Origin of the sequence: Siphonobacter aquaeclarae, from assembly GCF_900103285.1 — a bacterium.
GTDB classification, from domain to species: domain Bacteria; phylum Bacteroidota; class Bacteroidia; order Cytophagales; family Spirosomataceae; genus Siphonobacter; species Siphonobacter aquaeclarae.
In genome coordinates, this window is sequence record NZ_FNGS01000004.1 from 621,006 (window position 1) to 644,347 (window position 23,342).

General features: G+C 55.3%; 23 protein-coding genes. 7 read left to right on the forward strand and 16 right to left on the reverse strand.

What is annotated here, in order from left to right:
* The first annotated feature begins 77 nt into the window (after window positions 1-77).
* Window positions 78-995, forward strand: a complete 918-nt coding sequence (locus BLR09_RS12955; protein ID WP_093202633.1) for a hypothetical protein — start codon at window positions 78-80, stop codon at window positions 993-995.
* Between the two features lie 143 nt (window positions 996-1,138).
* On the opposite strand, the gene BLR09_RS12960 is transcribed toward BLR09_RS12955, so the two are convergent.
* The 4 genes from BLR09_RS12960 to BLR09_RS12975 form a co-directional block, all read right to left on the reverse strand.
* A complete protein-coding gene (locus tag BLR09_RS12960; RefSeq protein WP_093202940.1) occupies window positions 1,139-3,607 on the reverse strand; it encodes a S9 family peptidase in 2,469 nt (822 codons plus the stop codon).
* 55 nt (window positions 3,608-3,662) lie between these two features.
* Window positions 3,663-4,595, reverse strand: coding sequence for a DMT family transporter (locus tag BLR09_RS12965; RefSeq protein ID WP_093202637.1), 933 nt, complete (start codon window positions 4,593-4,595; stop codon window positions 3,663-3,665).
* A 30-nt stretch (window positions 4,596-4,625) separates the two neighbouring features.
* The gene (locus tag BLR09_RS12970; protein ID WP_093202640.1) at window positions 4,626-5,705 is read right to left on the reverse strand and encodes an LptF/LptG family permease; all 1,080 of its coding nucleotides are present in this window, start codon (window positions 5,703-5,705) and stop codon (window positions 4,626-4,628) included.
* An 81-nt stretch (window positions 5,706-5,786) separates the two neighbouring features.
* Window positions 5,787-6,449, reverse strand: coding sequence for a metal-dependent transcriptional regulator (locus BLR09_RS12975; protein ID WP_093202642.1), 663 nt, complete (start codon window positions 6,447-6,449; stop codon window positions 5,787-5,789).
* Window positions 6,450-6,597: 148 nt separating this feature from the next.
* Between BLR09_RS12975 and BLR09_RS12980 the strand changes: the two genes are divergently transcribed.
* A complete protein-coding gene (locus tag BLR09_RS12980) occupies window positions 6,598-7,935 on the forward strand; it encodes an Nramp family divalent metal transporter (RefSeq protein WP_093202645.1) in 1,338 nt (445 codons plus the stop codon).
* A 65-nt stretch (window positions 7,936-8,000) separates the two neighbouring features.
* On the opposite strand, the gene BLR09_RS12985 is transcribed toward BLR09_RS12980, so the two are convergent.
* The gene (locus BLR09_RS12985) at window positions 8,001-9,185 is read right to left on the reverse strand and encodes a glycoside hydrolase family 88 protein (RefSeq protein ID WP_093202942.1); all 1,185 of its coding nucleotides are present in this window, start codon (window positions 9,183-9,185) and stop codon (window positions 8,001-8,003) included.
* A 60-nt stretch (window positions 9,186-9,245) separates the two neighbouring features.
* Window positions 9,246-10,076 (reverse strand): 5-dehydro-4-deoxy-D-glucuronate isomerase, encoded by an 831-nt coding sequence (kduI, locus tag BLR09_RS12990; RefSeq protein ID WP_093202647.1) that lies wholly within the window; start codon window positions 10,074-10,076, stop codon window positions 9,246-9,248.
* A 240-nt stretch (window positions 10,077-10,316) separates the two neighbouring features.
* Here kduI and BLR09_RS12995 point away from each other — a divergent pair, with 240 nt between their 5' ends.
* Window positions 10,317-12,128 (forward strand): ABC transporter ATP-binding protein, encoded by a 1,812-nt coding sequence (locus BLR09_RS12995; RefSeq protein ID WP_245689925.1) that lies wholly within the window; start codon window positions 10,317-10,319, stop codon window positions 12,126-12,128.
* Here the strand turns inward: BLR09_RS12995 and BLR09_RS13000 are convergent.
* The 8 genes from BLR09_RS13000 to BLR09_RS13035 all read right to left on the reverse strand — a co-directional run bounded on the left by BLR09_RS13000 (window position 12,113) and on the right by BLR09_RS13035 (window position 18,288).
* On the reverse strand, window positions 12,113-12,745 hold the full coding sequence (locus tag BLR09_RS13000; RefSeq protein ID WP_093202650.1) for a LysE family translocator: 633 nt from the start codon (window positions 12,743-12,745) through the stop codon (window positions 12,113-12,115). The genes BLR09_RS12995 and BLR09_RS13000 overlap by 16 nt on opposite strands.
* Before the next feature lie 43 nt (window positions 12,746-12,788).
* Window positions 12,789-13,421: a LysE family translocator gene (locus BLR09_RS13005; RefSeq protein ID WP_093202653.1), complete on the reverse strand. Its 633-nt coding sequence runs from the start codon at window positions 13,419-13,421 to the stop codon at window positions 12,789-12,791.
* Between the two features lie 72 nt (window positions 13,422-13,493).
* Entirely contained in the window at window positions 13,494-14,159 is a 666-nt protein-coding gene (locus BLR09_RS13010; RefSeq protein WP_093202655.1) for a bifunctional 4-hydroxy-2-oxoglutarate aldolase/2-dehydro-3-deoxy-phosphogluconate aldolase, read from the reverse strand.
* Between the two features lie 25 nt (window positions 14,160-14,184).
* A complete protein-coding gene (locus tag BLR09_RS13015; protein ID WP_093202658.1) occupies window positions 14,185-15,192 on the reverse strand; it encodes a sugar kinase in 1,008 nt (335 codons plus the stop codon).
* Between the two features lie 74 nt (window positions 15,193-15,266).
* Window positions 15,267-16,238 carry an aldo/keto reductase gene (locus BLR09_RS13020; RefSeq protein ID WP_093202660.1) on the reverse strand — a complete coding sequence of 324 codons (972 nt, stop codon included), beginning with the start codon at window positions 16,236-16,238 and terminating at the stop codon, window positions 15,267-15,269.
* A gap of 239 nt (window positions 16,239-16,477) precedes the next feature.
* Complete coding sequence (locus BLR09_RS13025; RefSeq protein WP_093202663.1) at window positions 16,478-17,401, reverse strand: hydroxypyruvate isomerase family protein; 924 nt, start codon at window positions 17,399-17,401, stop codon at window positions 16,478-16,480.
* A gap of 96 nt (window positions 17,402-17,497) precedes the next feature.
* Window positions 17,498-17,878 (reverse strand): hypothetical protein, encoded by a 381-nt coding sequence (locus tag BLR09_RS13030; RefSeq protein WP_093202665.1) that lies wholly within the window; start codon window positions 17,876-17,878, stop codon window positions 17,498-17,500.
* Window positions 17,879-17,901: 23 nt separating this feature from the next.
* Window positions 17,902-18,288, reverse strand: coding sequence for a hypothetical protein (locus tag BLR09_RS13035; protein ID WP_093202668.1), 387 nt, complete (start codon window positions 18,286-18,288; stop codon window positions 17,902-17,904).
* 190 nt (window positions 18,289-18,478) lie between these two features.
* Between BLR09_RS13035 and BLR09_RS13040 the strand changes: the two genes are divergently transcribed.
* A complete protein-coding gene (locus BLR09_RS13040) occupies window positions 18,479-19,141 on the forward strand; it encodes a murein L,D-transpeptidase catalytic domain family protein (protein WP_093202670.1) in 663 nt (220 codons plus the stop codon).
* Here BLR09_RS13040 and BLR09_RS13045 read toward each other — a convergent pair.
* Window positions 19,102-20,262: a L,D-transpeptidase family protein gene (locus tag BLR09_RS13045; protein WP_093202674.1), complete on the reverse strand. Its 1,161-nt coding sequence runs from the start codon at window positions 20,260-20,262 to the stop codon at window positions 19,102-19,104. The two genes, BLR09_RS13040 and BLR09_RS13045, sit on opposite strands and share 40 nt — an antisense overlap.
* A gap of 136 nt (window positions 20,263-20,398) precedes the next feature.
* Between BLR09_RS13045 and BLR09_RS13050 the strand changes: the two genes are divergently transcribed.
* Window positions 20,399-21,271, forward strand: coding sequence for an alpha/beta hydrolase (locus tag BLR09_RS13050; RefSeq protein ID WP_093202677.1), 873 nt, complete (start codon window positions 20,399-20,401; stop codon window positions 21,269-21,271).
* Between the two features lie 51 nt (window positions 21,272-21,322).
* Here the strand turns inward: BLR09_RS13050 and BLR09_RS13055 are convergent, their stop codons facing one another.
* The gene (locus BLR09_RS13055) at window positions 21,323-22,348 is read right to left on the reverse strand and encodes an SRPBCC domain-containing protein (protein WP_093202679.1); all 1,026 of its coding nucleotides are present in this window, start codon (window positions 22,346-22,348) and stop codon (window positions 21,323-21,325) included.
* 111 nt (window positions 22,349-22,459) lie between these two features.
* Here BLR09_RS13055 and BLR09_RS13060 point away from each other — a divergent pair, with 111 nt between their 5' ends.
* Both BLR09_RS13060 and BLR09_RS13065 read left to right on the forward strand, forming a co-directional pair.
* On the forward strand, window positions 22,460-23,005 hold the full coding sequence (locus tag BLR09_RS13060) for a TetR/AcrR family transcriptional regulator (protein WP_093202682.1): 546 nt from the start codon (window positions 22,460-22,462) through the stop codon (window positions 23,003-23,005).
* Complete coding sequence (locus BLR09_RS13065) at window positions 23,002-23,331, forward strand: DMT family transporter (protein WP_093202684.1); 330 nt, start codon at window positions 23,002-23,004, stop codon at window positions 23,329-23,331. Before BLR09_RS13060 ends, BLR09_RS13065 begins: the two co-directional genes overlap by 4 nt.
* The last annotated feature ends 11 nt before the right edge of the window (window positions 23,332-23,342 follow it).

The following is a 23,342-nucleotide window of genomic DNA, read 5'->3' on the forward strand; positions in this document are numbered from 1 at the left end:
CTGATTAAAATATTCTAATATGTGACACAGAAACGGTCCATTCCTTTTGTTTCGCGCACGCTCCCGCACTCATTGACTTGACTATCAACCGGAAAAATAGCACCCGACTTCTCTGGATCTTCGTCGTAGCGGCCGTTCTGACCGGCTGTTCCCCCCGATTGCGCGCGCCGGGCTACGGGTATTGCGAACCGCCGGTCCCGCTGAGCGACCGGTACCAGCCGGTACGGAATACGGACTCGCTGCTGGCCGCCTACCCTGCCTTGCAGAAGCAGTTTTCCCGGCATGACCTGCTGGTGGCGAATGCCACCGGCACGCTCGCCCTCCTGGACGATCTCACCCGCACGGGCGATCCCCGGCAATTCAGGCAGGTACGCGCCGAGCTTATGTCCCGTCTGATACTCGCCGTCAACGAAATCGGCTCGGTATCGGCTGAGCTGGATTGTGAAGGAGAACGGGCGGATCAGCTCGCCTCCTACCTCGATCGGATCAACGACCGGCGGACCAAGCGCCTGACAGTCGCCTCGATCGTCGCCGGTGCGGTGACTACCCTCCTGACCGTTGCCGTTTCCTCTGATCAGGGGCAGAAAATCATCGGGTTTTCGGGAGGGATTGCCAGCGCCGGGCTTGGCGCGCTGACACTGATTCCCGGAAGAAAAATCCGCCTCGATCACCCGCGTAACCCGCTACGCGATCTCTGGGAAATCCCCGAACGCTCCGCTATCTATTCCCCCTTTATCTGGTATATGCTGACGGAAGAGAGCTTTTCCAACGATCATACCGGGCTCGCCCGCTCCATCCGGAAACGCTGGGCGGCCTATGAATTTGACGGCACGGGGCAGGCAGGCAGTCTCTTTTTCGGAAACGGAGGCTGGTACGAAGCCGACGACCTGCATACCCGCGCCAATCTCCTCAACCAGTTACAATCGTCCATTCGCGCCCTGCACCAGGATTTGCAGAGCCTGATGCTCTCCGTAGCTTCTCTTGGGGAAAAATGAATGGGCGGCCCTGCGGGCCGCCCATTCATTTTTCCCCAAGAGAAGCGTTTTCGGTTTAGTGTTTTCAGTTTCGCACTCATACCGTTTTGCCAATCCCCTTTCTCACTCAACTGAAAACTGTAAACACTAAACCGAAAACCGAATCAATTTCTTCCTCCAACGGCGCCTGTTTTCCCTGAGGTACCCGCAGTACCGGCGTTTTTCACATACTTATCCAGCCAGGAATTCATTTCGCTGAGCATGTGAAGGAGTGATTCCTTCGCGGTATAGCCGTGGCTTTCGTAAGGCAGAAATACCAGGCGGGCTGTTGCGCCCATTCCCTTCAGGGCGTTGTAGTACCGTTCCGACTGAATCGGGAAGGTGCCGGTGTTGTTATCCGCCTCGCCGTGAATCAGCAGCAGCGGTGTCTTCATTTTGTCGGCATTCATAAACGGAGACATGCGGTTGTATACCTCCGGCGCCTGCCAGTAGGTACGCTGCTCGTTCTGAAATCCAAAGGGCGTCAGGGTACGGTTATAAGCTCCGCTCCGGGCAATACCTCCCTTGAATAATTTACTATGGGTCAATAAGTTAGCAGTCATAAATGCCCCATAGGAATGCCCGCCGACACCTACCCGGGAGGAGTCTACCACCCCGAGGCGTACGCCCTCGTCAATCGCTGCTTTTGCCGATGCGACCAGTTGCTCTACATAGGTATCGTTCGGCTCTTTGTCTCCCTCGCCAATAATGGGGATCGACGCATTATCCAGAATGGCATAGCCCATCGTCACAAAAGCAGCTGCACCCCAGTAGCTGATGGCGTTAAACTTATAGGGAGATCCTGATACCTGTCCGGCGGCGTCTTTGCTTTTAAACTCGGCCGGGTAGGCCCAGAGAAATGTCGGGAGGGGGCCATCTTCTTTTTTATAGCCGGCAGGCAGGTACAGCGTCGCGGTCAGATCTACGCCGTCGTTCCGCTTATACCGGAGTACCTGTTTCTGAATACCCTTCAGCTGCGGATAGGGATCGGGGAAGAAACTCACCTGCACGGGTGCGACGGTCGCTTTTTTCTTTTTCGGGACGATCAGACTCCGGAGAAAATAGTTCGGATTCTGATCAACGGCCTCGCGCCGTGTCAGCAGCTCGCCACCCGGCAGAGTCGTCACCGGCACCTCGAAACACGGCGCTTCGGAGCGCCAGACAGGTTTGAACTGTTTGGTATTCAGGTTGAGTATACTGACAAACGGCCGGTCCCCTTCCGGCGACGCACCAGTGGTATTCAGGTAGTATACCTCATTATTCGCGCTGATGTCGAGGACGGAACGGCCAAACGCATTCTTCCGCATTTCGGGCTGACCGGGATCAGAGTACTTGTCTTCAAACGACCGCTCGAACAGTACGGCAGGGTTCGCCGGATCGTTCGGGTTCAGGATTTTCGCCGTCAGCTTCCGGGTTTGCCACCAGCGCTCGTAAACGATGGCGGTCTTTTCATTGCCCCAGGCTATTCCGCCAAAGCGTAATGCCGTGGCATACAGGTCTTTCGCTTCGGTGGCAAAAGGCGCATCAAGCGTTTTGACCACATCCCGGATCGCTATTTTCCGCTTCGGATCGCCGCCGTCTTTCGGTTCTACCCAGTAAACTGTAGCCGGAACATCGGCCCGCCAGTTAAACCCGCGGGGATAGGGAATCGTCGCATCGGAACCCCAGGGCGCATTTTCGACGAGCGGATTGTCGGTGAGCGTTTTCACCGGGCTGCCATCCTTTCCATACACTTCCACCCTTGTGGGGAAGTACGACAGGGGTACGATATAGGAAAACGGCCGGTGAATGCTTTCTACCAATACATAATTCCCGTCCGGTGAAGGAGATACATCGGTTACCAGCATCGGCTGCCCGATAGCCTGTGCGGTACCGTCAAGGCCCAGGCGAATGACCTGCGTCGTGGCATAGTATTCAAACTGCTTTTCGTCGGAAGGATTTTTGAGGAGATCCTGGTAGGTCGGCGCCTGGCCTTTTTTCCCGAGGTTTTCCTGGATAGTCGGTCCGGCAGGTACCCGATTGATAGCGGGAGCGCCGCCGCGGGAAGCAGGAATCGTCGCCACGATCAATGCCTTTGAGTCAGATACCCAGGCCAATGGGCCCGTAATCGCGGCATTGACGGCCAGATCGGTCAGCTTTCGGGCGGTAGCCGTCGCCACATCGAGCACGTATACCTCGATTTTTGTATCGGTTGAATGGGTAAAGGCAATTTGCTTTTCATCGGGCGACCAGCTCACGTTGGCCAGGTGGGCGTTTGCCGGCAACCCCTTCACCTGAATCTCGTCCTTCCCGCGCAGTTTTCTCAGTTTCAAATTGATAAAAAAGCTTCCGCGGCTGGGACCGTTATTGGCCGGATTGATCCGCAGACCGGCGAGCCGCAGCTCGGGCTGGGCCAGATCGGCAATCGACGGATGCTCTGATCGTTCCGTAATCAATACCCAATCCCCTTTGGAATCGACGCTGAAACCGGGCGTAGCGGGTGTATTGACGAGGTCGGCAAGGGGTTTCGGAGGCGTGAGGTAGGTCGCATCCTGTGCATAACCGCACTGGACGAGCCCTCCCAGCCACAACACGGCAAGGAAACGTCTGATCATTTCGAAATACAGTTTGAAGTGAAGAGGAAACAGCGGCAAACCGCTTGCTTCAATATTAGGAAAGACTGGCCGTTTTCTCTTCCTGTTTCGACCAACGATTCAAAATCGGATACAACACCACCGCGCCGAAGATCAGCGAGGCCCCTGCGTAAAATCCGCCGGTCATTTTTTCTGCATCCCCGAAAATCACAAACGCCAGCAGAATACCGTAAATCGGCTCCATGTTGAGGCTCAGGTTGAGAACAAAAGCCGTAAAGGTCCGGAACAGCCGAACAAAGGCCGCGTATGCGTAAACCGTGCATACCAGCGCCAGGATACCTACCCAGAGCCAGTCGTCGCCGTGCGGCACCAGATCCGGGGTTTCACCCGGAGCCAGAAACAGGTAGTATACCGGCAGAAACAAGGCTGTACTGACCCACGCGCCGGTCATTTCGTATGTCGTGATGGTCGTCGGCTCCACCCGCTTGCTGAAATGGGAGTTAAAAACAGAGAAGAGCGCCGACAGCATCGCCGATGCTACAGACATCGCCAGGCCAAGAGCGTGATTGAATTCGAAGAGAAATATCAGGTATAGTCCCAGAATCACGAGCAGGCCGAGGCATACCTCCAATGGACTTACCCGCTTCCGGCTGAACAACGGCTCCAGAAAGGCTGTCCACAACGAAGCCGTCGACAAACCCGCCAGGCATACCGATACGTTTGATACACGCGCTGAGCCGAAAAACAAGATCCAGTGCGCGGCAATAATAGCGCCCGTACCCAGCATACGTACCTGAAGGTTTCGTTTTTCGGGAGATGACAAGTCTGAGGAAAATAAAGGTGTCTTTTTCCAGGCATACAGTCCCCACATGCAGGCCGCCGCCAATCCGGTTCGCCACAGCACGAGCGTCAGCGCCGGAATGCTCACCAACCGGCCCAGAATCGCCGTAAAACCAAAAATCAGCACCAGAAAATGCAACTGGACGTAATCGCGCAGGGTGGGTTTCATAGGGACTTCAGAAGCCGGACTCCGCGTCCGCTACTTCGGAACAGTACGATACAGCACGACGCCAATAACCGAGAAAACGATGTTCGGAAGCCACACGGCCCAGAACGGATCGAAGGCTCCCTTCTTGGCGATCCCGCTGCTCATCATGAAAAACAATATGTACAAAAACGCAAGCGCAAAGCCGAGGGCAATCTGAAACCCGACTCCTCCCCGGGACTTCCGCGCCGAGACGATCACCCCGATAGCGGTCAGGATGATGATTGCGAAGGGATTGGCCATGCGGGAGTACCGTTCAATCTGGTACAGCTCCACCCCTTCCGCGCCGCGTAACTGCAACTTCTGAATGTGCTTGTTGAGTTCCGTCAGCGTGAAGGTTTTCTCCATATCCTGGGTACTTTCGAAGTCTTTGGGCTCCAGGGCAAGCGTGGTATCGAGGCTTTTCCCGTAGGTCATCGTCTCCCCGGTTTCGGTGATGGTGCGGATGGAATAATCCACAGCCGACCATTTCTTCAGTTCGGGTTTCCAGACGATATAGGATGCCGTCAGCTTCTGAACCAGGCGATTATTCTCGATTTTTTCGAGCGTAAACTTGTCTCCCTGCTGGGTGGAGTTATTGTAGCTCGACAGGTAGGCATACACGTTCGGGCTGACCTGAATATGGACGTCCCGCTTGTCGTAATAGTACGTACCGCCGTGGACATATTTCTGTTCGAAAGCCAGGCGCTTGGTATCTGCAATGGGAATAACGTACGATACCAGGTAGAAAATCAGCCCTGCAATCAGCAGCGAAGCCAGTGCATAGGGCCTCGTAAACCTCAAAAAACTGACTCCGGTACTCAGAATGGCAATAATTTCCGTCTTCGCCGCCATGTTGGCCGTAAAGAATACGACCGTGATGAAGACCATCAGGGGACTGACATAGTTTGCCCAGAAGATCGCCAGGTTGAGGTAGTAGGTGACGAACAATTCGTAGGTAGGCGGCTTGTTCCGGATGAAATCCTCGACTTTCTCGGTGTAGTCGACCACGAGAATGATCAGCGTCACCATGGAAACCACAAAGAGGTAGGTCCGGAGAAATCGCTTGAATATATACCAGTCTAATATTTTCACGGATGCAGGGATTCGGTCGGCAAAGCTAGGACGGATTCCGGACGCCAGCCGTTAAAAATTGCAAAGATATGCCGGCGAAAGTCACGATTCAGGGCTGACGAGGATGTTCCGGGCGACCTCATGGCTGATAAAAGACGGTTCCAGGCCGTTGATCCGGATCTGCATGGAGCGGTCGAATGCGTTGATTTCAACCACCTGCACCGTACTTCCCGGCACCAGCCCTGCCTTGCTCAGAAATTGCAGAAACGACGAGGCATGCTCAGATACGCCCATGACAGTAACCTGATCGTTCAGGGACGTATCGCAAAGTTTGTGGTAATCGGCTTCCGGCATACTCCCAGAAGCAGTTGGAATCGGATCGCCGTGCGGATCTGATACGGGAAAATTCAAAAAAGCATCGAGCCGGTTGATCAATTCATCCGAAGCAATATGCTCCAGCTCCTCGGCAATCGGATGCACTTCGTCCCAGCGGAAACCCAGTTTTTCCACCATGAATACCTCCCACAACCGGTGCCGGCGGATGACTTTCAGCGCCATGTACTCCCCCTCCTCTGTCAGCCGGACGCCCTGATACCGCTTGTAGTGAATCAGGTTTTTCTCAGCCAGCTTCTTCAGCATGTCTGTGACAGAAGCAGCTTTGGTCTGCGTCTGCTCGGCCAGGGCACTGGTACTCACCTCCTCCCGCAGCGCGCCAGACAGGTGGTAGATCAGCTTTAGATAATTCTCTTCTGTTAATGAAGCCATTCGGGAAATCGATGCGACCCCGCAAAGGTACTTCACTATCCCCGAAAATAAAATTTTAGACTACCCTAAAAAACTATTTTGATTTTACAAAACTACTGGTACCTTTGTTTCGTCTTTCTTCCCGTTTGACACATGACCCTGTAAGCTGATGGAAGTACCGACCCTTACACCCCGCAACCGATTTTCTTCGTTGATGGACCAATCCCTGCCGGAGTCGCACGCAACGGTGCCGGTACCGGAAGGGGCGGGCGCCTGGCGGAAATTTCTGGCCTTCGCCGGACCCGGCCTCATGGTAGCCGTAGGCTACATGGACCCGGGCAACTGGGCGACAGACATCGCCGGCGGCGCGCGCTTCGGCTATACCCTTCTGTCTGTTATCCTGATTTCCAATCTGTTTGCCATGATTTTGCAGCACCTGGCCGTGAAGCTGGGGATTGCTACCGGCCGCGACCTGGCGCAGGCCTGCCGGGACCAGTTTTCCCGCCCCGTCGGCCTTACGCTGTGGGTTCTGGCGGAAATTGCGATTGCTGCAACAGACGTTGCCGAAGTACTCGGTTCAGCGCTGGCCCTGAACCTGCTCTTCGGCCTGCCGCTGACGCTCGGCGTGCTCGTTACGATTCTCGATGTATTTGTAATTCTGTGGTTTCAGAACCGGGGCTTCCGGGTGCTGGAGAGCATCGTCGGCGGGCTGATCGCCGTCATTCTGGTGTGTTTTGTTTACCAGATGATCGTTTCCCATCCCAGCCTGCCGGCCGTCGCGCAAAACCTCCTGCCCAAGCCGGAAATCGTCACCAATCCCTCCATGCTGTATGTAGCGATCGGGATTCTGGGGGCGACGGTCATGCCGCATAACCTGTACCTGCACAGCAGCATCGTTCAGACGCGCAGCTATTCCCGGACGTCTGCCGGCAAAAAGGAAGCCATCAAGTTCGCGACCCTGGATTCGACGCTGTCGCTCTTTCTTGCCTTTTTCATCAATTCAGCTATTCTGATCGTGGCGGCCGCCGCGTTCCATACTTCCGGCAATCACGACGTCGCGGATATTACCGATGCGCACCGTCTCCTCGACCCCATTCTCGGCGTCAAACTGGCGAGCGTTTCCTTTGCCGTGGCGCTGCTGGCGGCAGGCCAAAACTCCACGCTCACCGGTACGCTGGCCGGCCAGATCGTGATGGAAGGTTTTCTGAACCTGCGGCTCAAACCCTGGGTGCGGCGCCTCCTGACGCGGTCCATCGCCGTCATTCCCGCTTTTTTTGCTACCCTCTGGTACGGCGAAAAAGGGACATCGGAACTGCTGGTATTCAGCCAGGTGGTCTTGTCCGTGCAGTTGAGTTTCGCGGTTATTCCATTGGTGTGGTTTACCTCCCGGTCGGATATCATGGGACGGTTTGTCAATGCCGCCTGGCTCCGGTTAGCGAGCTGGGCAATCGCAGCGGTGATTCTGGTACTGAACGTTTACCTGATTTATTCGTCGGTCGACCTGTAAAAGCCTGAAATACAAGAAGGCCGGCCCGGAAATCTCCGGGCCGGCCTTTCTCTTTGTATCAAACCTTACTTCTTCAGCTTGTCATAGCGCATCAGGCCTTCTATGTAGTAGTAATCGGCGTATACCAGGGGTACGTCGATTTCCGAGTTACCCGGCTTGTGGCCCACGCTGTGCTTGAGGACAAAGTTGCCGTTTTCCCCCAGATTGGCTTTGTATGCCGGGGTGGAGAGGCTTTGCAGCATCTTTTCGGCAGCGGCAAAGTACTCCTTGCCCTTCGCGCCTTTGGTGTATCCGCTCAGTTCGAGCAGCGCGGATGCCGTAATCGCTCCGGCGGAAGCGTCACGCTCTTCGTTCGGAATATTGGGCGCATTGAAATCCCAGTACGGAATCTTGTCGGCCGGCAGGTTCGGGTGCGACAGGTAGAAATCGGCAATTTTCTGTGCCTGGGCGAGGTATTTTTTGTCCTTCGTTTCCCGGTACATCACCGTGTATCCATACAAGCCCCAGGCCTGGCCGCGTGCCCAGGCCGACTCCTGTGCGTAGCCCTGGTGGGTTGTCCGCAGCAGTACTTCGCCGTTCGGACCGTAGCATACCACGTGGTAGCTGGATCCGTCCGGGCGGAAATGGTTTTTCAGGGTATTGTCGGCATGGGTAATGCAGATATTGTACAGGCTCTTGTCTCCCGATTCCTTCGCTGCCCAAAAGAGAAATTCCAGATTCATCATGTTATCGATGATGACAGGGTATTCGTAGCGCTTTCCGTCGCGGCTCTTGAAACCGTCCCACGACTTGATCAGGCCTACTTTGGGATCGAAGCGGGTAGCGAGCGACTTCGCACCGGTCAGCAATACCTGCTTGTATTCCGGGTTTTTCGTCAGCCGGTACCCGTTTCCGAACGAGCAGTACAGCATGAAACCCAGGTCATGGGTATGCGTATTGTACTGTTCTTTCGTGATGGGAGCCGTCCATTTCTCGGCCAGCGCCTTCATCGCGGGGTTTTTCGAGTATTCGTACAGGTACCAGAGGTTTCCGCCGAAAAATCCGCTGCACCACCAGTCGGATTTCATGTCGCGCAGACTTCCGTCGGCGTTCAGGGAATGGGGAATTTTTTCGGTAGACGTCCGGGCTTTATCCGCCAGCGTCAATTGATTTTCAGCGAATAGAAGTTCCGCTTTCGGAACGAGAGAGGGCGCCTTGGCAGCGATGACCAGTCCGGCCGCGACGGCCAGGGCAGCTAATGATTTGTTCATCCAGGGATCGTTATAGTCGGGTAATCGGAACGGGCGGGCCGGAAATACGGTCCGCGGCAATCAACGGAGGTCTTCCAGCGGAGCCGGGTCCATATCGGTATACGTGTAGTTTTCACCGGCCATCGCCCAGATAAACGAATACGCCGAAGTACCGGCGCCGGAGTGAATCGACCACGGCGGCGACAAAATCGCCTGGTAATTATCCACCAGCAGGTGGCGGGTTTGCTGCGGCTGCCCCATGAAGTGGAATACCCGCTGACCCTGAGGTACGTCGAAGTAGAAGTAGGCTTCCATCCGGCGGTCGTGTACGTGCGACGGCATGGTATTCCACACACTACCGGTATTCAGAATCGTGAGGCCCATGACGAGCTGGCAGGATTCCAGCCCTTCCGCGTGGATATACTTGTAAATGGTGCGTTCGTTGGACGTTTCCAGCGTGCCTGCCTTGACGGGAGAGGCCCCGTCTCGGGTCAGTTTTGCCGTCGGGCATACCCGGTGCGCCGGCGTAGACGCCAGGTAAAACACGGCCGGATTCGCAGCATCCGTACTGGCAAACCGGACATCGGCTGTTCCTTTGCCTATGTAGAGGGCTTCGAGCTTCTCCAGTTCATACCGCTCTCCGCCGGCCGTCACCACGCCGGGGCCGCCAACATTGATAATGCCCAGCTCGCGGCGTTCCAGAAAATAATCGGCACGCAGCTGCTCGTAAGTCGGCAGGGATAACTCCCCGCTGACGGGTTTTACTCCGCCGACAATAAAGCGGTCGTAATGCGAGTAAGTAAAGTGAAACTGATCGGCGGCGATGACATTCTCGATCAGAAATTGGTCCCGGAGGCGTTCGGTATCGTAGTGCCGGACGTCGTCGGGATGATGCGCATAACGGGTCTGCATGATAAAAAATAATTGCTTTTGACAGGAAAGAGACGACGGGAGGCGGGAGTTACCCTTCAATTGAGGCGTTTATTCCAATGTGCAATAGGCTTTAGGCTGTAAGCTATAAGCCATGCTTACCGGCTGTTGCCTATAGCCTAACGCCTATTGCTTAAAGCCTATCCTCCATAGCCACCAACGAACCTTTCCGCATTATCTTTGTTTGTCTGAACTACGGGCGGACTATCGACGACAACTACCTTGAAATCACTTGCATACCTCAACAAATACCTGTGGAAGTACAAAGGCATGCTTTTATTAGGCACCCTTTTCACAGTTATTTCGAACTTATTCGGCATTATTCCGGCGCAAATCGTCCGGCATGCCCTCGACCTCGTCAAAGAAACACTCGATCTGTATTCGCTTTTTGACGGGACGAAGGTGCAGGCTTCGATGTACGAGAGTTTCGCTTTCAATATCCTGGTATACGGGCTGCTGATTATCGCGATGGCGCTCCTGAAGGGCGTATTTCTCTTCCTCGTCCGCCAGACGCTCATTGTGATGTCGCGGATGATCGAGTACGACCTCAAAAGCGAAATCTACGCGCATTACCAGACTCTTCCGCTGAGCTTTTACCGCCGGCACAACACGGGCGACCTCATGGCCCGTATCTCCGAAGACGTTTCCAAAGTCCGGATGTATGTGGGTCCCAGTATCATGTACGGCCTCAACCTGATTACCCTTTTCATCATGGTGATCAGCTACATGGTTTCTGTCAGCCCGAAATTGACGATGTATGTACTGCTGCCGCTACCGGTTTTGTCGGTGAGTATCTTCTTCGTGTCAAGTATTATCAACAAGCGTTCGGAAGAAATCCAGCGGAACCTCTCCCAGCTTTCTACCAATGCGCAGGAGGCCTTTTCCGGTATCCGGGTGCTGAAAGCCTATGTCCAGGAAACGTTTTCGACGAAGCAGTTTGCGGAACAATCCGACAGCTACCGGCATAAATCCCTGAACCTGACGAAAGTAGACGCATTATTTACCCCGCTGATTTTCCTGCTGGTCGGGCTTTCAAACGTGCTTTGCGTGTACGTCGGCGGGCAGGAAGTCATCGCCGGCCGACTGACACCCGGAAATATCGCCGAGTTTCTCATTTACGTCAACATGCTGACCTGGCCGGTGACGGCCCTCGGCTGGACTACCTCCCAAACCCAGCGGGCAGCAGCTTCCCAGGAGCGTATCAATGAATTTCTCCGGGAAAAAACGGAAATCGTTTCGACCGAAAACCTGCAGAAAGACATCGCCGGTGACCTTCGTTTTGAACACGTGACCTTTATTTATCCCGACTCGGGTATCATCGCGTTGAAGAATTTCAGCCTGCATGTCAAAGCCGGGCAGACGGTCGCCATTCTCGGCGGTACCGGTTCCGGAAAGAGTACCCTGGCCAACCTGCTGCTGCGGATGTACGACGTATCGTCCGGAACGATCCGCATCGACAACGAGCCTATCCAGGCCTACGACCTGCACGATCTGAGACGGCAGATGGGTTATGTACCGCAGGATGTTTTTCTGTTCTCCGAAACGATTTCAAATAACGTCCGTTTCGGCCTGCCGCAGCTTTCGGAAGAAAAAGTGGTACAGGCGACCAAAGACGCCGATCTCTACGGCAATATCCAGGACTTTCCGGAAGGTTTCGGGACGAAAATCGGCGAACGGGGTATTACCCTCTCCGGCGGACAGAAACAGCGCCTCAGCATCGCCCGGGCCATCGCGCGGGAACCGAAGGTACTCATCCTCGACGACTGCCTTTCGGCGGTTGATACCCAGACCGAAGCGACCATCCTCGACAACCTGAAAGGCATCATGGACAACCGTACGTCGGTCATCATCAGCCACCGGGTTTCGTCGGCGCGGCTCGCCGATCAGATTGTACTGCTCGACGACGGGCAGATTGTCGAACAGGGTACGCACGAGGATCTTATGACCCGCAACGGCCTCTACAAAGAACTGTACGACAAGCAGTTACAAAGCGAAGAAATTACTTCTGAAGAAGACGATCAGGCAAACGCCTGAACCGCCTGCCACACGCCCAGCGCGATGAACCCCCAGCCCATGAGTAATTGAATGGTATGCGGGTTGACGCGGTCCAGGATGCGGTCGCGGTGGCGATCTGTCATCATCGCGTAGACGCCGTTCATGCAAAAGGAACCGGCCGTCGCGCCGACCACAAATGCCAGCTCATCTGAAAAGGTATTCAGGGCCAGTCCCGGTTTGCTGTTGAACCAGACGGCCGTCACGAGCCAGAACGGTATCAGCTGCGGATTGAACAGGTTGAGAAAGAGTGCGCGGGCAAAGGCCGAACCGTCGGCGGGAAGGGAGTCTTCTTCCGTTTGCTCCTGCTCCGCGGTTTTTTTCCGGAGAATCAGCCAGCCGATCAGCAGCAGCAACGGTATCGCTGACCATTGAAACCAGATCAGTATATCCGGTACATCCTGCAGCCAGCGTACGCCGTGGATCGCCAGGACACTACCGGCAATCTCCGGCAGTGATGCCCCGACCGACGCCCATACGCCCACGCGCAGGTTGCGCTGGATGACCGACTGGACCACGCTTAACTTCACCGGTCCCGGATACATCGATCCGAAAAAACCGACGGCAAACGCCGCGGCAAACAGAAACAGCACCTTCATTTTTCCTCCGGAATACCCTGTTCCTCAAACAGAAACGGGGTCATTATTGGTTTCTGAGAAGGTACAAAATTCCCTGCCAAAGCCCTACCCCGATAAAAAGTATTCCGATGAGACGTTCCATCCACTCCACGCGCAGGTGGCGGAGGATGCGGTGCTGATAACGCGCCGTAAGCCTGGCATACGTGTATTGCAATAGAAAAGCCCCGAGGAAAGCGCCGGCAAGAAACGCGATCTGATCATAGCGATCTCCTACCCGGAGCAGGGGATAGCCACTGTATGTCAGTAAAATCGCAAACCAATAGGCGGGTAGCTGCCCGTTAAGGGCCGAAAGGGCGACGCCCTTGAAGAAGGAAACCGATTTCTGCTCCGGTTCCGGGACATCGGTTTTCGCCTGCCGCAAAAGCGTGACGACGCCCATGCCGATCATCACCGGAATCATGAGCAACTGGAGCCGATTGAACCAGTAGGGATAGCGTTCGATCAACCGTACTCCCTGGAGCGCCACAAAACCATACGGTATTTCTACCAACGCCCCACCGAGACCTATCCACAGCGCAGCGTGGAAATTTTTCCTCAATACTGCCTGAATCACAGACAGATTGACCGGCCCCGGGTGAATGGACCCCAGGAAGCTGATGAGAAACGTGGTACTGAAGAGAACGACTACTTTCAACATTTAAAAAGCTTGGGGCATGGAGCAGAGGGCATGGGGCGAAAGCCCTCTGCTCCATGCTCCATGCCCTCTGCACTATTGCACTGACTTCGCCACCCGGACCGCTTCGGCTATCCGTTCGGCTACCGCCGTCCATTCGTTGGCTTCGACGAGTTTTTTCGGGAAAAGCTGTGAACCCATCCCTACGCCGCGTACGCCGGCATCGAACCAGCTTTTCAGACTGGCTTCGGTAGGTTCAACGCCACCCGTCACGACAATATCGGTCCACGGCATCGGGCCCTTGATTGCCTTGACAAACTCGGGGGAGGTCGCCTGACCCGGGAAAAGCTTCACGATTTCAGCGCCCCATTCTTCTGCCTGGGAAATCTCGGAAAGCGTAAAACAGCCCGGCATCCAACCGATTTTCCGGCGGTTGCAGGTAATCGCGACTTCCTGCTGGAGGACCGGCGCGACGACAAAGTCGGCGCCCAGCTGAATAAACAGTGTCGCAGAAGCGGCGTCCATGATGGTACCCGCACCGATCACCATATCCGGGAAATTCTTCTTCCCGAATTTCCGGAGTTCGGAGTAGGTCTCATGTGCGAAATCCCCGCGGTTGGTGAATTCGCAGATCCGGATGCCGCCTTCGTAGCAGGCGGTCAGAATTTTTTTACAGACTTCAAGGTCAGCGTGGTGGAAAATCGGCATAATCGGATTTTCCAGCAGCGTCTGGTATACCTGAAGCCGGGTGAAACTTGCCATATTGATTAATTCTGTTGTCGAAAAATTATCGGCTGAGGCGGCCGCTGCCGTCTCCGCTCATGACGGTTTCGATTTCGGCGACCGTCACCAGGTTGAAATCGCCCTCGACGCTGTGCTTGAGCGCACCCGCGGCGGTAGCGAAGTCTATGGATTTCTGGTCGGTGAAACCGTTGACCTGTCCGTAGATAAAGCCCGCCATGAAGGCGTCTCCGCCACCGATGCGGTCGACCATCGGAAACATTTCATGAACAGGTGTCTGGAACAGGCGTTCACCGTTCCAAATCCGGCCGGAAAGGGTATTGTTCGTAGCAGAAACCGATCCGCGCTTCGTATTGATGACCTTCTTCACCCGTGGAAACCGCTTCTGAATCTGTTTGCAGACCGACACAAACCCTGGTTCATTGTTAACCGGAACGATACCGAAAAGTTCTTCGGCATCGCCTTTTCCGCAAACAATGATATCACAACCTTCCGTGAGTTCGGTCATGACATCCGCGGCTTCGCGCCCCCATTTCCAGAGGTTCTTGCGGGAATTGACGTCGGCCGAAACTGTGATACCCAGCCGGTTGGCCGTCGCGACAGCCTGCTTGCATGCCAGGTATGCCCCTTCGGAAATCGCCGGGGAAATCCCGGTAAAGTGGAACCACCGGGCATCGGCGAGGATTTCTTCCCAGTTAAACGCCGCCGGGTCCAGCTGGGCAAAAGCCGAGTTGGTCCGGTCGTAGATAATCCGGCTTGCGCGCATCATAGCGCCTGTTTCGAGAAAGTAGGTACCGATGCGATCGCCCTGAAAGAGAATATCCCGGGTATCCACGCCGTAGCGCCGGTAGGCCGCTGCCGCTGCGTAGCCCCAGTCGTTATCCGGAAACTGCGTGACGTGGCTGGCCGGAACACCAAGGTAAGCCAGTGCTGCCGACACGTTGGCTTCCCCTCCGCCAAAATTAACATTCAGGCTGGTGGACTGTACAAAACGGGCGAAGCCGGGCGTGCTGAGCCGGAGCATGACCTCGCCGAAGGTGACAACTTTTTTCATGAAAGGTAGCGGCCGGTGCGGCCGCGTTTAACTATGAGACGCTGTTCTGCCTCGCCTACCCCGACACGGGCAGGCTACTGGCTCCATTTGGTCGGTTTGCGGTCCCAGCGGTGCTGACGGAGCTGTTCGAGCAGTCCGGCAGACAGGCCCTGACCATCCGACGCGGCCATGTTGGCGTCGACATTCCGGAGCCGGCGCATACCCGGGATAATGGTTCCCACATCCGGGTTGCTGAGGATGAACCGGAGAGCCATTTCCGGCATGGTCATACCTGCCGGAATCAGCGGCCGCAAGGCTTCGGCCTTGTCGACGCTCGCGTTGAGGTTTTCGGGGACGAAATAGGTGGAGCGCCAGTCGTCCGCCGGAAACGTCGTTTCCTTTGTCAAAGTACCGGTCAGTGTTCCTTCATCGAACGGAACTCGGGCGATAACCGCCACGTCGAGTTCCTTGCAAAGCGGGAACAGGTTGTCTACCGGAGCCTGATCAAAGATGTTGTAGATAACCTGCACAGACGAGATAAGCCCCGTCCGGAGGGTGTTGAGGACATTGTCCGGCTCCCAGCGGTTGACGGAGATGCCCCAGTGGGCAACTTTTCCTTCTTTGGTGAGCTGCTGAATGGCTTCCTTCCATTCATCCTGATCGGCCCAGCTGTCTTCCCAGACGTGAAACTGCTGGAGATCTATCTGCTCTACGTTGAGATTTTTGAGGCTTTTTTCGGTGTATTCAACGATGTGGGAGGCAGGAAAGCAGTCTGCCAGGCTGTACTCCGGCCGGGAAGGCCACTTGAAGTTTTTCGGGGGAATCTTGGTGGCTGCGTACAGGCGTTTTTCAGGGTGGCGCTTGATAAGCCCGCCGAGAATTTCCTCGCTCTTGCCGGCGCCGTAGCCCCAGGCGGTGTCGAAGAAATTACAACCGTGTGACACGGCCCGGTCGAGCGACTCGTTTACTTCTTCAATATCAGAACCGGTCCAGCCGGCAAGGCCCCACATGCCATAACCCATCTCGGAAACGGGCCAGTCGGTACGGCCAAATCTGCGGTAAATCATACGAGTAAGAAGGGGACGTTTCCCCCCGGTTTAACGGTGATAATATCCGTAGTTATTAAACGAATTGCAAGGGAAAAAGCGTAGAAAAGGCTGTAAGCTTTAAGCCATAGGCTTTAAGCAGCGGCCCGTATTCATGCTTTTTGCTTAAAGCCTATGGCTTAAAGCTTACAGCTCTCCGTCTGATGATTGGAAAAGCAAAAAGAAGTACCGGAGGGTACTTCTTTTTGCTTTTCCAATCATCAGACGGTAAAATTATCTGCCCATTTATACGCTTCAATGAGCTTTTTCTCGCCTTCGGCGCCGCTGCCGGAAATACCGTGCTCCATGCCGAAGATGAAGTCTTTCTTGGTTTCCTGCATCTTTTTGTAGCAGTGCTTGAAGACGTTCTGGTAGTTGATCTCTCCGGATCCGGGTTCGCGGCGGCCAGGGTTATCTCCCTGCTGGAAGTAGCCGATTTCACTCCACACCCAATCGATGTGCGGAATGATATGGCCTTCGTTCTTCTGCATGTGGTAGATGTCGAACAGGATCTTGCAGGAAGGGCTGTTGACCGCCCGGCAGATTTCGTACGTCTGATCGGACGTGCGGAGGAACAGATTCGGCGAATCGCTCAGCGGTTCGAGCACCATTACCAGACCCTGAGGCTCGAAAAGCTCGGCGCCGCGGCGGAGCGCGTCGATGACGTGGCCGGTCTGTACGCCGATGGGCAGGTTTCGCTCGAAATCCCCGGGTACGACCGTGATGAACTTGGCATTGCAGCGTTTGGCGACTTCAATCGCATTCTTCACGCCTTTCAGGAAAATATCGACGTGTTCCTGCTTGCCCGCAGCAAGGGTATTGGCAGAGTTGCCGCCTTTGTCGAGGACAAACACGCCCATCTGCATACCCAGTTTGGCCATGGTATCGCCGATTTTCTTCTGTTCTTCGACCGGGCGCCCCGTCATCCCGTTGTCTTCCAGCGCTACAAACCCCTGATCGTGCATGAATTTAAGCTGGTCGACCAGGTCTTTACCCCCCAGGTTCTGGAACATACCGAAGTGCGGGGCATACTTGAGTTTGAAGGTTTGTTTCGGAGCGGCGGCAGACGAGACTTCTGACAGTCCGCCTATCGTAGAGGCACCGGCGGTAGCCGCCAGGTTTTTCACAAAGGTTCGACGTTGCATGAGCTTAGTTTAGAGGATTTTCTCCTACCCGCAAAAAAACAAAAGCCCTGCCGTATCGTGAAATAGCGGCAGGACTTTTTGTACGAAACAAAGACTTTATTTCTGACGAAGGTAGCGTTGCCCGGCGGCGAACCCCTGCGCCAGAAACGTCAGGGTATCGCCGGAAAACGCGTAGCTGACCGACAACAGGTTCGACATACCTTCGTTCGCCGGACGGAAAACCACCCGCGAAGCATCCGCCATGTTGTAGCGCTGATACGCCGTACCGATGCCGAGGCTATCCCGGGCGCCGGTATTCGCAGCGGTACCTTCCGTTGTCAGCGTCAGGATATGATTAGCTGCGTAGGGTTTCCAGGCCGAAGCGACCTGCACCTGAACGAGTTTCCACGAACCGGCTACAGCCGGCGGGTCTTCTTTTTTTCCTTTACAGGCGGCCAGTCCGGCTGCGGCGAGCAATACGAGGGAAAAGTATTTCATGATTGTGAGGTTTAGCAGGCAGATTATCGCTGGCGAACGTAACGCTGTGCCCGGTCTTTGGCACCGTTCAGCTGAAACGTAAGCGTATCCCGTGAGAGGGTATATTGAACGGAAAGAGCGGTGGACATGAATTCGTTTGACGGACGAAACCAGATACTCCGGTTCTCCTGCATCGTATACCGGTCATACAGCGAACCGATCCGGAGGCTGTCACGTACGCCGGCGTAGCTGGCAACACCGGTCGACGAAAGCGTCAGCACGTGGCTCGAACCGAAGGTTTTCCACGCCGAATCCGCCTGTATCTGAACGAGTTTCCAATTCCCGATCAGGGGATTATCGATTTTGTCATCGCTCTTTTTACACGCCAGCAGCGCGAAAAAGAGCAGAAAAAAGGAGCAGAGGTATTTCATCGTGAGGAGGTTTGTGAAAAGACCCCTGAACCCTTCCCCACGTTGGAAACCATACCGGTTTCCATGAAAATCACCCATTTCAGGGGAAGACCGCTGTCTGCCCGGAAACTTTTTCCGTCCGTAAGCAATTACCCTTGATAACGAACCGTTTATCTAACCGATTTACTTTCACTACCGGTATCCGCCGCCTATGTTAAAGTCCATCGTTTTGTCTCTTCTGCTGTTCTTCACGGCAGAAGTCCCGAAAGAAACGGCCCGCACCTGGGAGGCCGAGTATGATTCCTTCGGGCTTTCCGGCTCCGGGCTCTCCAAAGAAGCCTTTTTTTATGCCTGGCAGGGTTTCGGGAAGATTTCGCTGAAGCATTCGGTCGTCGCCATCGCGGACTTCAGCCAGTCTTCTACCCGCAAACGTTTTTACATCCTGGATATGGTCCGGCATAAGCTGCTCTATCAGACCTATGTTGCGCATGGGATCAATTCCGGGTCGGAATTTGCCACGCGTTTTTCCAACCGGGAATCTTCCAACCAGTCCAGCCTGGGTTTTTACCGGACGCTCGGCACGTATCAGGGCAAGCATGGCCTGTCGCTCAAGTTGGAGGGACTGGAAAAAGGTGTAAACGACCTGGCTTACCAACGCGCAATCGTCTTGCACGGCGCCGATTATGTCAGCGAGTCGTTTATCCGGCAGACCGGCCGCCTGGGCCGCAGCTTCGGTTGTCCGGCGGTATCCATGGCTGAACACAAAAAGCTGATCGGGCTGCTGAAGGGCGGCGCGGGGCTGTTTTTATACGCACCGTCAGCCGATTACCTGTCTCACTCGCCCTTTTTGTCCCACCCGTATACATCGGGATAAAAGACGAGCTTTCCGTTTTCGTCGATATCCGCGCCGAGGTACAGCAGGAATACCGGAATCCGCTCGGGAAGCCGGTGGGCCTTCGGCGGCTCTTTATCGCTTGGTTCTGTAAACATTTCGGAATCGAGCAATGGCTTGCCAGCCAGAAAATTCGCCAGATCGGCCGGGTGCTGTACCCGTACGCAGCCGTGGCTTCGCCAGCGCTTCTGGCGGGCAAACAGGTAGCGGGCGTTGGTGTCGTGGAGGTAAATAGCCAGCGGATTTTTCAGCTCTACCTTGAGCAGACCGAGTGAATTATCTCCGCCCGTATCCTGCCTCAGGCGGTAGGGGAATTTCGCAACGGACAGTTTTCCCCACCGAACCGACTCCGGGTCGACCAGGTTTCCCTTTGCGTCAATAACTTCTATATTATTCCGTTCGAGAAAACGGGCATCCCGCTGTATTTTGGGTAACATCTCTTCCACCGCGATACTCCGCGGGACGTTCCAGTACGGGTGCGTGATCAGCTGTGTGGCATAGGTATCCATGGCCGGCGTCGGCTTGTCGGGCTTGCCGACAACCACCCGCATCCGAAGCACATTATTTCCGGCAGAATCCCGGCCCACCAGGTATGCACCGCGGGTATTGACGTATACCGATCGGGGAGCCTTTTGCGTCTGGCGGTGCATCCAGCGCCGGGCGTTCAGGGTTTGCGCGACAACAGCGGCGCTATCTTTCTCCCCGGTCGTATTCAGGCGTTTCCAGGCTTCTTTCAGCAGAAGATAGGTACTGTCGGAAGGTTCCAGGCCGGCCATCCAGTCCTTCTTCTCCTCCGAATAGGCCTGCAACGCCTTTGCCACTACTGCCGAATCGGGCGATAGTTTCCGGGCAGTATACTTCAACGGAACCGGCGCATGGCCATAACCGAGCTCGACGAGCGTTTTTTGCGGATCGGTGGAATCGGCTCTAAGTCCTGCTTCCCTGGCATAGGAAAACAGCGCATCATAGGATACTTTTTTTTCAGGTTCGGGGGAAGGCGCTTCCGCAGCGGGAGCCGTCTTTTCCGACGTATCTGTTTTTGTGCCTCCGCAGGAAAGCAGCGTACCGGCGGCGAGCAGCAACAGGATCAGGCGTCGTATCATAGTATTCAGTTTGTTCTGCCGATGAAACCGCAAATAGTTGTGCTATTCTTCTTTGCCTTTATTTACGTAGAAAAATATCCACACATTCTCTTTGCAGGAAGTATGTACATTTGGCTGACCTCTGATTTCCTCTTTCATGAAAAAACTTCTCGCTTCTGCACTTTTCATCCTTTCAATGCAGGTATCTGCTCAGGAAAAAGTCATCCGCCTGTACGACGGCCCGGCTCCGGGTTCTGAACACTGGAAACAGAAAGAAAAAGAAAACAATAAGAATTTATGGAATACCCGGATCGTCTATAACGTCGCCGATCCTACCCTGACCGTCTTCCGGCCGACTGACCCCAACGGCACGGCAGTGGTGATCTGCCCCGGCGGCGGGTTTCAGGCGCTGTCGATCGACAGCGAAGGTTTCGACGTAGCCAAATGGCTGAATCAGAAGGGAGTAACCTGTTTTGTCCTGAAATACCGTCTCGTCGAAAGCAAAACCGACGACCCCACCCGCGAGCTCGCCAGTCGACGCGAAAATCCGAAACAGCGGGAAGCGGAAACCCTGCCGGTAATCCGCCTGGCGATGGCCGATGGCCTGAAGGCGCTGGAATATGTCCGGAAGCATGCCTCTGAATACAGTATCCGGCCCGATCGCATCGGAATCATTGGCTTTTCAGCCGGGGGAACCGTCACGGCGTCCGTTGCCTACAACTACACGCCCGAAACCCGGCCCGATTTTGCGGCGCCGGTGTACCTGCAATACGACTGGGTAATCCGCAACGGCGTACCGGCCGACGCGCCGCCGATGTTTCTCCTTGCGGCGTCCGACGATCAGCTCGGGCTCGGGCCGCATTCCGTGCGGTTGTACAACGACTGGATCGCCGCGAAAAAACCGGCGGAACTGCACCTGTACTCCAAAGGCGGGCATGGCTTCGGCATGCGGGTTCAGCACCTGCCGTCCGACCGCTGGATTGAGCGTTTCGCCGACTGGCTGGATGTGCAGGGGCTTCTCAAAAAATAAAAAAACGCGGGTTTCGGCCCGCGTTTTCGTTTTGATGGCTTTCAGGGAAGACTATTTTTCAAGAAAAGATTTCAGGCCGTTCAGTACCTGCTCCCAGTGACCGGCGGATTCTTCCGCCGCAGCCCGGTCTTTCTTTCCGTCCTGGGCGACGGAGAGGCGGGTACCGTTGTTCTCTTTCGTGAGTGAATATTCGATGTTGACGTAGTTTTCGGGCCGGTCTTCCGTTCCGAAATACACCGTCCAGTAGGTGTAGGCAAGGTATTTTTCGGGATCGACCTGCTTGACGACGCCCTTGTCTTCATAGGCCTGCCCGTCCCACTCCCCGGTGAAGCGCAGGGGGCTGCCCGGCTCCCAGGTTGCTTCAAGCGTCGTGCCAAAGAAGTACTCTTTTACCTTGGCAGGGTTAACGAGGGCGTCCCAGACCACTTCCGGCGAAGCATCCAGCCAGATCGAAGCCCGGCTGACCCGGCGCACCGGATGCCGGATAATGGTGCGCAGCCGCCGCTCTTCGGTTTTGGCCGGATCGGACAGGTAGATTTCATGGTGCTCGCCGGCTGATTCGAGCCATTCGTCTTTCATAAACCGGATGATTTTTTCCAGCGCCGGTTCTTCGGCGGTATACGGGCCGATGTGCAGTACCTGAACGACTTCTCCTTCGTCGACCGCCACCCATTTAACCTCACCGGCCGAAGGCGTTTTCTGAAGCACGGTAGCCCGCGCTTTTTCAATATTTTCTTCCGTGATGTACTCGGGCACCTGCAGGAGGATCTGCCAGTGCCAGTCGCTCCGGGGTACTTTGTCCATCGTCTCACCCGGCGGAAGTACGCCGTATTTGTCTGTATCATACCACCAGAGACCTTCCATCTTCGGCACTACAAAATCGGCACCCGCTGCTTTTGCCGCGAATTTTACCTTGTAGATCAGCGCGTACAGTCCGCCTACTTTTTCACGAAATGCGGCAGACGACGGGTCGCCGATACCGGTGACAGACAGGTACCGCCGCGGGCCGAAACGGTGCAGCGAAGGAGCCGCAGAGGCCTTATAGTAAGGTGTTTTGGTGAGATCCAGTTTTTCCATAGCCGTGTTTTTTGTTCAAAAGAACTCCCGGGTACTGACAGCCCTGTGTCAGCAGGTTCTGAAATATTCCGGATATTTTTTTAGAAACCGTCCAGACGGTATCTTTACTGAATGAAGAATCGCTATCAGCGGAAGAAGGAGCCGGCGGAGAACCGGCGGCTCTTGCTGGAAGTCGCTTTCGGGATGGTCAGCGAGCTGGGAATCGACGCGCTGACGCTGGAGGCGGTAGCAGCCCGCGCCGGCCTGAGCAAAGGCGGGTTACTCCACCATTTTCCGAGCAAAAGTGCCTTGCAGGAAGCCTTATTCCGGGAAAGCCTCGATCAGTTTTCGGCTTCAATCCGGCAGGAGCGGGAGCAATCGCCGGAAATCTCGCCGGCGATGGCCTATTTCCGGGCAGCGCTGACCGACCTGGCATCCGAAAACCGGCGGCGTGCGCTGTTGTTTCTGTTTCAGGCCGCCATGAAAGAAGAATATTACCGTACCCACCTGACCGAATGGTACCGGGAGCATCTCCCGGAAGGAAATGGTATCGCCTCCCTGCTGACAGTACTGGTAGCCGACGGGCTCTGGAATGCCGGCGTATTCGGCTTTTATACGGTTACGGAGGAACAGCAATCGCAGATCATCACCCTACTTGAACAACTGAATACCCCATGAAATACGTTTTTATGGCCGCCGCCATTCTTTCCGAAGTAATGGCCACTACTGCGCTGAGCGCGTCCAACCAGTTTACCCGGCTATGGCCGAGCGTGCTGACGCTGGTGGGGTATGCGCTGGCTTTCTACTTTCTGAGTCATGCGCTGCGGTACCTGCCGGTCAGTGTGGCCTATGCGATCTGGTCGGGCGTAGGCGTGGTACTGGTGGCGGTCATCGGGGCGGTGGTACTCAAGCAGGTACCGGATCTGGCCGCCTGCGTCGGGATGGCGCTGATCGTGGCCGGCGTACTGGTGATGAACCTGCTCTCGAAAACGACCGGGCACTGAGCCAATATCTT